Origin of the sequence: Streptomyces sp. AC555_RSS877, assembly GCF_019049245.1 — a bacterium.
Classification (GTDB): Bacteria; Actinomycetota; Actinomycetes; order Streptomycetales; family Streptomycetaceae; genus Streptomyces.
The window spans coordinates 1-10,553 of record NZ_JAGMUK010000066.1; the positions used below are offsets into that span (position 1 = coordinate 1).

Sequence of the window (10,553 nt, forward strand, 5' to 3'; positions counted from 1 at the left end):
ACCGCCAGGACCCGCCCCCACCAATACCCGCCGATCACTTCGCGTCCGCATAACACTCCACCACCGCCGTGGTGAACGGAAACCGCACCGGCGTTTCGCCGAAGGTCAGCCGACCTGCCAGGTCCGATGCCTCTCGGATCGCCGTCACGACCGTCTCGGCCTCGTCCTCGGGACAGTGCACGATGACCTCGTCGTGCTGGAAGAAGACCAGCTCGGCCGCCATGTCCGCGCAGGCCTGCCGCAGTGCGGCGAGCAGCAGCAGCGTCCAGTCGGCGGCGCTGCCCTGGACGACGAAGTTGCGGGCGAACCGGCCGCGAGCGCGGGCGTTGCTGGAGGCGTACCCGGGCACCCACTGCCGGTCCTCGGACTCGTCCTCGGCGAGGGGGATGCCGGCCTCCTCGGAGGCGTCGTCGCCCGTTCTGACCGCGGGTGGGCAGGTGCGGCCGAGCCAGGTGCGTACGAGCCGCCCCTCCTCGCCGGCGCGGGCGGCGTCGTCGACGTAGGCCACCGCGCGCGGGAAGCGGCGTCTGAGGGCGGCGAGGTTCTTGAGGCCGTCGCCGGAGGTCTGGCCGTAGACCGCGCCGAGCACGGCGAGTTTGGCCTGGGCGCGGTCGCCGGAGAAGGCGCGTTCGGAGACGGACTGGTACAGGTCGCTCTCCCGGCCGGCCACCTCCATCAGACCGGGGTCGCGGGAGATCGCCGCGAGGACGCGTGGCTCCATCTGGTCGGCGTCGGCGACGACGAGCCGCCAGCCGGGGTCGGCGACCACGGCCCGCCGGATGACCTTCGGGATCTGGAGCGCGCCCCCGCCGTTGGTCACCCAGCGGCCGGTGACCGTCCCGCCCGCCTGGAACTCGGGCCGGAAGCGGCCCTCGCGCACCCAGTCCTGCAGCCAGGACCAGCCGTGCGCGACCCAGATGCGGTACAGCTTCTTGTACTCGATCAGCGGTTTCACGGCCGGATGGTCGACCGTCTCGATCTCCCAGCGCCGGGTCGACTTCAGCTTGATGCCGTCCTGTGCGAACGCCTTGACGACGTCGGCGGGCAGGTCGGGGCGGACCCGGCGGCCGAACGCGGCGGACACCTCGTCGGCGAGTTCGGCCAGGCGGCGGGGCTCACCACCGCCCGCGTACCGGTCGCCGAGCAGTTCGTGCAGCACCCGGCGGTGCACGTCGGCGCTCCATGGCAGTCCGGACCGGTTCATCTCGGCGGCCACCAGCATCCCCGCCGACTCGGCCGCCGTCAGCAGCCGCATCCGGTCCGGGTGCGCGGTGGCGTCATGCCGGCGCTGCTGGTCGGCGTACACCTCGACGAGGTCCGTGAGAGGCAGGTGCACGGACTGCGGCTCGAAGAGGGGCGACTGGGAGCCCGGTTCGGCGGACCGCTGCGGCGGATCCGGCGGTACCGGCCCGCCGTGCAGCCGGGCCAGGGCGGCGGCCGCCGAGCGCGGTTCGCCGGAGCGCCCCTCGTGGCCGAGCAGCAGCGTCTCGGCGTCCTCGACGTCGTAGCACCGCTCCACTCGCACCCCCGTGGCGAGCAGACGCGGATACGTCTCGGCCGTCGACCGCCACACCCAGCGCGGGACGTCCGGCAGGCCCCGAACCGCCTCGGCGGGGTCCGCCGCCCGTCGCACCGGCCCGGCGAACAGCCCGCCCGGGCCGAGGGGGGCGATCTCCACGCCACCGTCCTCGGCCGGTGCGAGAGCCCACCGGTCGGTCATGACTGCGAGTGTGGCAGCAGGGTCTGACAACGGCCTCCGACCTGTTCGGTCTCGTCCGCCCCTGCTCAGTCACCCCGTCCGACCCTGCTCAGTCCTGCTCGCCGAGCTTCGCCGTGATGTTGGCGAGCGCGGCGGTGATGTTCTCCTCCACCGCCTCCTTGGTGATGCCGAGGCCGGACAGCACGCCCCGGCCGTTCTCGAACTCCAGCAGGGCCAGCAGGATGTGCTCGGTGCCGATGTAGTTGTGGCCGAGGCGGAGGGCCTCGCGGAAGGTGAGCTCCAGGACCTTCTTGGCGTCGGAGCCGTAGGGGACGAGTTCCGGGACCTCCTCGGCCGCGGGCGGGAGTGCGGCGGTGGCGGCCTGGCGTACGGCGTCCAGGAGGACGTCCTGCGCGGTGATCGCCTTGGCGGCCAGGCCCTCCGGTTCGGCGAGCAGGCCGAGGACCAGGTGCTCGGGGCGGCCCTCGGCGTTGCGGGCCGCGAGGGCCTCGTTGTGGGCGGCCATCACCGCGTTGCGGGCGCGTGGCGTGTAGCGGCCGAAGCCCTGGCTGGGATCGAGGTCCGCCGTCTCCTTGGGCACGAAGCGCTTCTGAGCCGCCTGCCGGGTCACCCCCATGCTCTTGCCGATGTCCGTCCAGGACGCGCCCGAGCGCCGGGCCTGGTCCACGAAGTGGCCGATCAGGTGGTCGGCCACCTCGCCGAGGTGGTCGGCGGCGATCACCGCGTCCTGGAGCTGGTCGAGCGCGTCCGTGTGGACCTTCTTGATGGCCGCGATCAGGTCGTCGAGGCGTACGGATGACGTGATGCCGGGGTTCGTCGTCATGTGTCAACCGTAGGTTGACAGGAGAGTGGTGTCAACGTCAGGTTGACACTATTTCGGTGCCGCCACGAGCCGGACCGCCAGCCCCGCGAAGACCGTGCCGGAGAGGACGTTCAGCCCTCGGTTCAGCCGCGCGCTGCGGCGCAAGGCCGACGCCAGTCGTCCCGAGAGCAGGCCCACGAAGCCGTCCCACAGGAAGCCCATCACCGCGATCGTGCAGCCGAGCAGCAGGAACTGGCCCTGGACGTGCCCCAGCGACGGCTCCACGAACTGCGGCAGGAACGCCACGTTGAAGAGGATCACCTTGGGGTTGAGCAGATTGGTCACCGCGCCCTGCCAGAAGGCCCGCCGCAGCCCCGCACCGGCCCCGGCGGCGACCTCCTCCTCGCCCGGCACCGACCGGTCCCGGAAAGCCTTCACCGCCAGGTAGAGCAGATAGGCCGCGCCCACCCAGCGCAGCACGTGGTAGAGCGTCGGCAACGTCAGGAAGAGCGCCGACAGACCGAGCGCCGCGGCCACCGTGTGCACGAGCATGGCGCAGGCCACGCCGAACGCGGCCATCACCCCGGCCGCGGGTCCGCCCCGGCCGCCCATCGCCACGATGAACATCATGTCGGGACCGGGCGTCACGCAGAGCGCGAAGGCGGCGACGAGGAAGGCCGCGTAGAGAGACATGTCCACCATGCGGCCATGCTCGAAGCCCGGACGCACGGCGGCGATCGATTTTCGGGGGGTGAGACGATCGCCCGGTGACCAGCACAGTCGAACGCGCCTTCCAGGCCGCCCTCTACGCCGACACCGACTCCGCCCTCGACACCGGCGCCTCCCTCCTCGCGGCCGACCCCGGGGCGGACGCCGAACTCGACCGGCGGGGCCAGGAGTTCGTGGCGACGGCCTGGCGGCGCGGCTGGCAGCCCGCCGACGTCGTACGGATCGTGCGGCGCGAGCTGGACGACGTGCACGCGCGCGTACTGTCCGCGCTGATCCGCTCCCAGGCGTCGTACGACCGCCCCCGCGGCCCCCGCTGGAGGGCGCAGCTCGACGAACTGGCCGCCGAGGCCACCGAGGCGCCGTCCCGCACGGACCGCTTCTCCTACGCCACCACCGTCCTGGAGCTGTACCGCCTCCTGCTGAGCCTGCCCGGCATCGAGCCCCTGGAGGAGCCCGCCGCCCGGCACCACCCCACATCCGACTCCCGCATGCTCACCCGTATCCGCGCCCTCCTCGCCAAGGCGGAGGCGACCGGCTTCCCGGAGGAGGCCGAAGCGCTCAGCGCCAAGGCGCAGGAGCTGATGGCCCGGCACAGCGTGGACGAGGCGCTGCTCGCTGCCGGGGCGCCCGCGGCCGACGCGCCGGGCGCCTGCCGGATCGGTGTCGAGCCGCCGTACGAGCAGGCCAAGGCGGTGCTGCTGGACGCGGTCGCCGCGGCCAACCACTGCCGGGCCGTGTGGAACGAACCCCTCGGCTTCTCCACCGTCGTCGGCTTCGAACCGGACCTGGAGGTGACCGAACTGCTCTACACCTCGCTGCTCGTCCAGGCCCAGTCCGCCATGGCGAAGGCGGAGGCGGCACAGCGCGCGGGCGGCCGCAGGCGGACCAAGACCTTCCGGCAGTCCTTCCTCGCGGCCTACGCCCATCGCGTCGGCACCCGCCTGGCCGCGGCGGCCGAAACGCAGGTGAGTGACGACCTGCTCCCGGTCCTCGCCACCCGCGAGGTCGCGGTCACCGACCGCCTCGACCGGATGTTCCCGGAGACCACCACCACCCGGCTGCGCGGCGTCAACGACGAGGCGGGCTGGACGGAGGGCTCGCAGGCGGCCGACCGGGCGCAGGTGCGGGCGCGCCGGCCGCTCGGCTGAGCCGGCCGCGCGCCTGCTGACCAGGTCAGTCGCCGACCTGCTGGAACCCGCTCACCGAGGCGTCGAGCTCGCGCCCGTCGCTCTTGAACGCGACATCGCCGTACGACCAGGGGAAGCTGTGCGTGGCCGTGGTCCCGGGCAGGCTGAACTTCCCCGTCTTCGCGGCCAGTGTCTTCGCCCCGCCCGACCCGCCCCGGACGTATGTGACGGTGAAGGACAGGGCCTGGTCCTTCGCGAGGGTCAGCTTCTGGGAGGCGTCGGCGGCCGGGTTCGCGGGGACCTTCGCCGAGGTGTCACCCGCGGAGAGGTCGACCGCGGGGAGGCCGTCGAGGGTGCACTCGGCGCCGCTGTTGGTGATCGTGACGGGAACGCTGCCGCTGTCCCCGGCGGCGGGGGCGGCGTTGGCGGGACCGACCTCGACGGCCACCTCGTCGATCGTGCAGGCGGTTCCGCCCTGGGCGGTCTTCGTGTCGTCGTCACTGCCGCTGCCGCCGTCGTCGCTGCAGGCGGTGAGGAGGAGGGCGGCGGCGAGTGCGGTGGCGGCGAGGGCCGGGGCGGTGCGCATGAGAGTCCTCTGGGAAGTGTGATGCCGATGGTCCGGTGCATGGATCATCACGCATGAGAACCGTGGCACGGTCGCCCGCCCCTCCGGACGGCGGCGGTCAGGACCCCAGGCTCGCCGTCGGCAGGCCGCTCGGCAGCTGTCCGCCCTCCGACCTGGTGTACGTCTCCTTGCCGAGACCGCTCTTCCAGGTCACCTCCAGCGTCGACTTGCCGACGGAGTCCACCGTCCCCTCGGCCCGGTCCTTGCTGCCGTCCGAGCACGTGAGGCGGATCGTCTCCGCGCCCGACTCCTTGCCGGCGGTGCCGCTGCACACGACACCGCCGGTGGCGAAGAGCCCGGCCTCGGCGCCGGTGACGACCAGGACCACGGCGTCGCCGTCGGTGGTGGCGAGCCAGCTGCCCTCCAGGCCGTCGGACGGGGCCGTGGCGCCCTCGCTGCCTCCGCTCGTGCCGCCGGTGTCCGCGCTCGCGCTCGCGGACGTGCTGGGGCCGGCGGAGGTGTCCTCGTCGGAGCCGCCGTCACCGCTGCACGCGGTCAGCGCGAGCACACCGGCCAGGGACGCGGCCGCCGCCGCGCTCCGCACCCACCGCCGCGCCGTCGCACGCGAGAAGGTCGCAGAAGTCACTGGAAGCTCCCAAGCTGTGGCCGCTCGCCCCGCCGGCCGGGACGGCCGGACGGACCGCAGCAAGCTACCAGGGCGTAACCGGACCTACCAGGAGGACTTGCGAACGCCCGGCAGGTACCCGGCGTGCGCCTGCTGACGCAGACCCACCCGGGACAGCCCGAAGGCGCGGTAGTAGCCGCGGGGGCGTCCGTCGACCTGGTCGCGGTTGCGGACCCGCGTGGCGCTGGCGTCCCGCGGCTGCCGGCGCAACTCCCGCTGCGCGTCGAGCCGTTCCGCCTCCGTCGAGGACGGCCGCCGGATGATCTCCTTCAGCTCGGCCCGGCGCGCGGCGTACCGCGCGACGATCTCCTGCCGCTGGTCGTTCCTCGCGATCTTGCTCTTCTTCGCCATCAGACCCTCACTCCTCGTGCCCGGATCCGGGCCACGGCCGCTTCGACGCCGATCGTGTCGACGGTCTTGATCCCCTTGGTGCTCAGCCGCAGCCGGACGTGCCGGCCCTCGCTCGGCAGCCAGTAGCGCTTGGACTGGATGTTCGGGTCGAAGCGCCGCGAGGTGCGCCGGTGGGAGTGGGAGATGCGGTTGCCGAAGCCGGGCTGGGCGCCGGTCAGCATGCAGTGGGCGGACACGGGTGATGCACCTCTCTCGAAGCGGAGATGTAAATGGAATTCATTTTCAGTAAGATATCAGCATGGCTCGCAACGAACTCCGCCCGGTCGTCAAGCTCCGGTCCACCGCCGGGACCGGCTTCACCTACGTGACCCGCAAGAACCGCCGCAACGACCCGGACCGCATGACCCTGCGCAAGTACGACCCGGTCGCCCGCCGCCACGTCGACTTCCGAGAGGAGCGCTGACCACCGCCATGCGCAACGGAATCCACCCCCAGTACGGCCCCGTCGTCTTCCGCGACCGGGCCGCGAAGTACGCCTTCCTCACCCGCTCGACGATGACCAGCGAGAAGACGGTCGAGTGGGAGGACGGCAACACCTACCCCGTCGTCGACGTCGAGATCTCGAACGTCAGCCACCCCTTCTACACGGGCACCGCCCGTGTCCTGGACACCGCCGGACGCGTCGAGCGCTTCGAACGCCGGTACGGAAAGCAGGGTTAGCAAGGTGCCTGTGACCTCTGCGCTCCCCGTCGTGATCGTCGGCGGGCTGCACACCGACGCCCGCAAGGCGGCCGTCGAGCAGCTGCTCGCCGACGTGCCCGGCAGCGTCGTACTCCACCACGACCTGGCCACCGCCGCGGCCGGCACGGTCGTACGGACCATCCGCGACACCAGCGGCATCCTGTCCGCCGGCGAGGCGCCGCTCGTCAACGACTGTGCGTGCTGTGCGCTCCGGGAAGACCTGGTGCCGGAGCTGCGCCGACTCGCCGAAAACACAGCGGCAGGCCTGACGCGCCTCGCGGTCGTCGAGCTGTGGGACTCCGTCGAGCCCAAGGCCATGGCCGAGGTGGTCGCGTCCGGCGGGCTCACCGTCACCGGCGTGATCACCGCCGTCGACCCGGCGCTCGTCCTGCCGTACCTCGCCAATGGCGACGACCTGGCCGAGCGTGGCCTCGCCGCCGCGGCCACCGACCAGCGGACGGTCGCCGACACGTTCGCCCGGCAGCTGGAATACGCCCCCGTCCTCGCCCTCGCCGACTCCGCGGAGGCCGACGCCGAGGACCGGGAGCTGCTGGCCCAGCTCCATCCGACGGCCCGTCAGGTCGCACTCGGCCACGGTGACCCGGCGGGCGCTCACGGGGAGCTCGCCCGCGCCGCGCTCGCCGGGTTCGACGTGGAGGCCGCCGCGGCCGCCCAGCACCCCGCGTGCGCCCTGCTCCCGGCCGAGGCCGACGCGCACGGTGTCGCCACCCTCGTCTGGCACCGGCGCCGCCCCTTCCATCCGGAGCGGCTGTACGACGCCCTGGAGGACATCACCTGCGCCGCCGCCCGCAGCCGCGGCCGGTTCTGGCTCGCCGACCGGCCGGACTCGCTGCTGCACTGGGACGCGGCCGGCGGGGCGCTGTGCGTGGAGAGCGCCGGCCCCTGGCTCGCGTCCCTGCCGGACGCTGCCTGGGAGATGGTCCCGCCGGTGCGCCGCGCCGCCGCCGCGCTGGACTGGCACCCCGAGCACGGCGACTGCTGCCAGCACCTCGTCTTCACGTCCCCGGGCCTCGACCGCCACGGACTCGAGGCGCTGCTGGAGTCCTGCCTGCTGACCGACGCCGAGTACGCCGCCGGGCGCGACGCCTGGAGGCTCCTGCCGCCCGCCTTCGACACCTTCCTGGAGGTCTGACCCCGCCATGCCGCCCCGCAAGACCGAGCGCAAGCCCGCCAAGAACCGGCCGAATCCACTCGACCAGGCCGACATCACGTACATCGACTACAAGGACACCGATCTGCTGCGGAAGTTCATCTCCGACCGCGGCAAGATCCGCAGCCGCCGGGTCACCCGCGTCACCGCCCAGCAGCAGCGACGGCTGGCCCGCGCGATCAAGAACGCGCGGGAGATGGCACTCTTGCCGTACTCCGGCCGCTGACGGCTGCCTCCCGGCACCGCTTTGCGATCCGCGGCCGGGCGGCGGCCCATTCCGGCCAATGCCCGGCCGATGGAACACGAATGCCGCTCGATGCGTCTCTTCCTAAGGCATACCTCGGCGCACGGTCCGAGGCAGGCATCGGCGCACGCGGCATCGGGAGAAGGTCCGCAGAGCTGTAATCGCAGGAACACCCCGCGTGCACGTGCATCTGCAGATGCATCCGCCCATGCGTCTGCACATGAACAGGGCTATGATCCGGGTCAAGTTGACCACTGCATCAATGGCCTCACCAGCCAGTGCACCACCGGGGAGCGACCTGTGGACCACGACGTGTACGACGTTGAAGACGCGTCCGGCGTGTACAACGGCATGCCGGCCCCCCGACTGGACGGCGTGGCCTGGCAGAAGAGCCGGCACAGCAACTCGCAGGGCTCCTGCGTGGAGTTCGCCCGCCTCCCGGGGGGAGAGGTGGCCGTACGCAACTCCCGCTTCCCCGAAGGCCCGGCGCTCGTCTACACCCGTGCCGAGATCGAGGCGATGCTGCTCGGCATCAAGGACGGCGAGTTCGACCACCTGATAGCGAGCTGAAGCGGCCGCGCCGGACCGTAATGTCTTGGTTGCACCCCGTAACGCGCGTAGACACCCGGCGTCAGAAAACGCCGTGATGTATCACTCGTGAGACGGCGACTGGGGCAGCCGGAACAGGGCCCAGACCACCTTGCCGCCGAGCGTGCCCGCCAGCGGGTGCCAGCCCCAGCTGTCACTGAAGGAGTCGACGAGGAACAGTCCGCGGCCCGACTCCGCCGAGAAGTCGTCGGTCTCACGGGCTATGGGACTCTCCTGACTGGGGTCGCGCACCGCGCACACCAGCCGCCCGGTCCACCGCATGAGGTGCAGCCGCACGGGCGGACTCTGCTCCGATACGCGTGGGGTGTTGGCCGGCAGCGCGTGCCGCAGCGCGTTGGTCACCAGTTCGGAGACGACCAGGCAGACATCGTCGAAGCGCTCGCCCAGCTCCCACCCGTCCAGCGTTCTGCGAGTGAACTTCCGTGCCTCGCGCACCGCTTCGTAGCGAGCGGGCAGAGCACAGGAGGCGGCGCTGGACACGGCCGCGGGGTCCAGCGGCGGAAGGCCCTGCCGTAACGGCTCGAGCATGGTCGATCCATTCATCCCCATGCGAGGCACTCCCGGGAGTTCGCGGTCGTTGCGATGCAGCGGTTGCGCGAGACCATGGTTTCGGATGCGTACAGCAGATGCAAGGGCAGATGCACGTGCAGGTGACCGAATTGGACCCTCCCGTACCGCTTGTTGGCCAATTTTTCCGCCATCTTCTCCCCGTCTTCTTGCCGACTCCTTCCCAGAACCTGTCCATCTCCTGTGCGGATGAAGTGACTTCTTTCCATCTCTGTAATCGGACGAGTACTGCTCGGAGTGTTTTAGTGGCAGACTTCGGCCTCTGAAGACGGTTGGGGAGGCTGACGAACGTGAGCGCGGGAGAGCCCGGATCGGTGGTGCGGCGGATGCTGCTCGGCTCGCAACTCAGGCGACTGCGTGAGGCACGCGGGATCACGCGTGAGGCCGCGGGGTACTCGATCCGCGCCTCCGAGTCGAAGATCAGCCGGATGGAGCTGGGCCGGGTGAGCTTCAAGACACGGGACGTGGAGGACCTGCTGACGCTGTACGGCATCACGGACGAGGCGGAACGCAACTCGCTGCTCTCCCTCGCCAAGGAGGCCAACGTCGCCGGCTGGTGGCACAGTTACTCGGACGTGCTGCCGAGCTGGTTCCCCACCTACGTCGGCCTGGAGGGCGCGGCGTCCCTGATCCGCGCGTACGAAGTCCAGTTCGTGCACGGCCTGCTGCAGACCGAGGCGTACGCGCGCGCGGTCGTCCGGCGCGGCATGAAGGGCGCGAGCGCGGAGGACGTCGAGCGGCGCGTGGCGCTGCGTCTGGAGCGGCAGAAGTACCTCCTGGAGGACGCCGCCCCCGAGTACCACATCGTCCTGGACGAGGCCGCCCTGCGCCGCCCGTACGGCGACCGCGAGGTGATGCGTGGCCAGTTCCAGCACCTGATCGAGATCTCCGAACGCCCCAACGTGCGGCTGCAGATAATGCCGTTCAGCTTCGGCGGGCACTCCGGCGAGAGTGGCGCGTTCACGATCCTCTCCTTCCCGGAGTCCGACCTGTCCGACGTCGTGTACCTGGAGCAGCTCACCAGCGCGCTGTACCTGGACAAGCACGAGGACGTCGCCCAGTACGAGAAGGCGCTGAAGGAACTCCAGCAGGACAGTCCGGGCCCGGACGAGAGCCGGGATCTCCTGCGAGGTCTCCTCCAGCTCTCCTAGTAGGGCTTGGTCAGGTCGGTATGGGGTCTGGCATGTCGCGGTGACAGGTGGGGCAGGCGCCGGTCCAGACCGCGAGGAGTAACTGCAGTTC

General features: G+C 71.3%; 15 protein-coding genes. 7 read left to right on the top strand and 8 right to left on the bottom strand.

Annotated features, from left to right (window positions below):
* Positions 1–34: 34 nt before the first annotated feature.
* The 3 genes from KUM49_RS29320 to KUM49_RS29330 form a co-directional block, all read right to left on the bottom strand.
* A complete protein-coding gene (locus tag KUM49_RS29320) occupies positions 35–1,720 on the bottom strand; it encodes a bifunctional 3'-5' exonuclease/DNA polymerase (protein WP_217239982.1) in 1,686 nt (561 codons plus the stop codon).
* An 88-nt stretch (positions 1,721–1,808) separates the two neighbouring features.
* Positions 1,809–2,543 carry a Clp protease N-terminal domain-containing protein gene (locus KUM49_RS29325; protein WP_217239983.1) on the bottom strand — a complete coding sequence of 245 codons (735 nt, stop codon included), beginning with the start codon at positions 2,541–2,543 and terminating at the stop codon, positions 1,809–1,811.
* A 48-nt stretch (positions 2,544–2,591) separates the two neighbouring features.
* Positions 2,592–3,224 carry a LysE family translocator gene (locus KUM49_RS29330; RefSeq protein ID WP_217239984.1) on the bottom strand — a complete coding sequence of 211 codons (633 nt, stop codon included), beginning with the start codon at positions 3,222–3,224 and terminating at the stop codon, positions 2,592–2,594.
* A gap of 65 nt (positions 3,225–3,289) precedes the next feature.
* Between KUM49_RS29330 and KUM49_RS29335 the strand changes: the two genes are divergently transcribed.
* Positions 3,290–4,399 carry a DUF2786 domain-containing protein gene (locus KUM49_RS29335; RefSeq protein WP_217239985.1) on the top strand — a complete coding sequence of 370 codons (1,110 nt, stop codon included), beginning with the start codon at positions 3,290–3,292 and terminating at the stop codon, positions 4,397–4,399.
* Between the two features lie 25 nt (positions 4,400–4,424).
* Here KUM49_RS29335 and KUM49_RS29340 read toward each other — a convergent pair whose 3' ends face one another.
* The 4 genes from KUM49_RS29340 to rpmB all read right to left on the bottom strand — a co-directional run bounded on the left by KUM49_RS29340 (position 4,425) and on the right by rpmB (position 6,215).
* Entirely contained in the window at positions 4,425–4,964 is a 540-nt protein-coding gene (locus KUM49_RS29340; RefSeq protein ID WP_217239986.1) for a DUF4232 domain-containing protein, read from the bottom strand.
* 97 nt (positions 4,965–5,061) lie between these two features.
* Positions 5,062–5,589: a hypothetical protein gene (locus tag KUM49_RS29345; protein WP_217239987.1), complete on the bottom strand. Its 528-nt coding sequence runs from the start codon at positions 5,587–5,589 to the stop codon at positions 5,062–5,064.
* An 84-nt stretch (positions 5,590–5,673) separates the two neighbouring features.
* Positions 5,674–5,979, bottom strand: a complete 306-nt coding sequence (rpsN, locus tag KUM49_RS29350) for a 30S ribosomal protein S14 (protein WP_217239988.1) — start codon at positions 5,977–5,979, stop codon at positions 5,674–5,676.
* Positions 5,979–6,215 carry a 50S ribosomal protein L28 gene (rpmB, locus tag KUM49_RS29355; protein WP_030599719.1) on the bottom strand — a complete coding sequence of 79 codons (237 nt, stop codon included), beginning with the start codon at positions 6,213–6,215 and terminating at the stop codon, positions 5,979–5,981. Before rpmB ends, rpsN begins: the two co-directional genes overlap by 1 nt.
* A 62-nt stretch (positions 6,216–6,277) precedes the next feature.
* On the opposite strand from rpmB, the gene rpmG reads away from it, so the two are divergent.
* The 5 genes from rpmG to KUM49_RS29380 all read left to right on the top strand — a co-directional run bounded on the left by rpmG (position 6,278) and on the right by KUM49_RS29380 (position 8,705).
* Positions 6,278–6,442, top strand: a complete 165-nt coding sequence (rpmG, locus tag KUM49_RS29360) for a 50S ribosomal protein L33 (protein WP_006376523.1) — start codon at positions 6,278–6,280, stop codon at positions 6,440–6,442.
* An 8-nt stretch (positions 6,443–6,450) separates the two neighbouring features.
* Positions 6,451–6,699, top strand: coding sequence for a type B 50S ribosomal protein L31 (locus KUM49_RS29365; protein ID WP_217239989.1), 249 nt, complete (start codon positions 6,451–6,453; stop codon positions 6,697–6,699).
* Positions 6,700–6,709: 10 nt separating this feature from the next.
* Positions 6,710–7,873 (top strand): GTP-binding protein, encoded by a 1,164-nt coding sequence (locus KUM49_RS29370; protein WP_308406785.1) that lies wholly within the window; start codon positions 6,710–6,712, stop codon positions 7,871–7,873.
* Between the two features lie 7 nt (positions 7,874–7,880).
* The gene (gene rpsR / locus KUM49_RS29375; RefSeq protein WP_217239990.1) at positions 7,881–8,117 is read left to right on the top strand and encodes a 30S ribosomal protein S18; all 237 of its coding nucleotides are present in this window, start codon (positions 7,881–7,883) and stop codon (positions 8,115–8,117) included.
* Positions 8,118–8,435: 318 nt separating this feature from the next.
* Complete coding sequence (locus tag KUM49_RS29380; RefSeq protein ID WP_217239991.1) at positions 8,436–8,705, top strand: DUF397 domain-containing protein; 270 nt, start codon at positions 8,436–8,438, stop codon at positions 8,703–8,705.
* 81 nt (positions 8,706–8,786) lie between these two features.
* Here KUM49_RS29380 and KUM49_RS29385 read toward each other — a convergent pair whose 3' ends face one another.
* A complete protein-coding gene (locus KUM49_RS29385) occupies positions 8,787–9,272 on the bottom strand; it encodes an ATP-binding protein (protein ID WP_254401971.1) in 486 nt (161 codons plus the stop codon).
* A gap of 365 nt (positions 9,273–9,637) precedes the next feature.
* On the opposite strand from KUM49_RS29385, the gene KUM49_RS29390 reads away from it, so the two are divergent.
* A complete protein-coding gene (locus KUM49_RS29390) occupies positions 9,638–10,462 on the top strand; it encodes a helix-turn-helix transcriptional regulator (protein ID WP_217239994.1) in 825 nt (274 codons plus the stop codon).
* The last annotated feature ends 91 nt before the right edge of the window (positions 10,463–10,553 follow it).

Bases quoted from the DNA above. Each gene is read 5' to 3' on its own strand.
- KUM49_RS29320 (WP_217239982.1), bottom strand. From the start codon at position 1,720: ATGACCGACCGGTGGGCTCTCGCACCGGCCGAGGACGGTGGCGTGGAG.
- KUM49_RS29325 (WP_217239983.1), bottom strand. From the start codon at position 2,543: ATGACGACGAACCCCGGCATCACGTCATCCGTACGCCTCGACGACCTG.
- KUM49_RS29330 (WP_217239984.1), bottom strand. From the start codon at position 3,224: ATGGTGGACATGTCTCTCTACGCGGCCTTCCTCGTCGCCGCCTTCGCG.
- KUM49_RS29340 (WP_217239986.1), bottom strand. From the start codon at position 4,964: ATGCGCACCGCCCCGGCCCTCGCCGCCACCGCACTCGCCGCCGCCCTC.
- rpsN (WP_217239988.1), bottom strand. From the start codon at position 5,979: ATGGCGAAGAAGAGCAAGATCGCGAGGAACGACCAGCGGCAGGAGATC.
- rpmG (WP_006376523.1), top strand. From the start codon at position 6,278: ATGGCTCGCAACGAACTCCGCCCGGTCGTCAAGCTCCGGTCCACCGCC.
- KUM49_RS29365 (WP_217239989.1), top strand. From the start codon at position 6,451: ATGCGCAACGGAATCCACCCCCAGTACGGCCCCGTCGTCTTCCGCGAC.
- rpsR (WP_217239990.1), top strand. From the start codon at position 7,881: ATGCCGCCCCGCAAGACCGAGCGCAAGCCCGCCAAGAACCGGCCGAAT.
- KUM49_RS29385 (WP_254401971.1), bottom strand. From the start codon at position 9,272: ATGCTCGAGCCGTTACGGCAGGGCCTTCCGCCGCTGGACCCCGCGGCC.
- KUM49_RS29390 (WP_217239994.1), top strand. From the start codon at position 9,638: ATGCTGCTCGGCTCGCAACTCAGGCGACTGCGTGAGGCACGCGGGATC.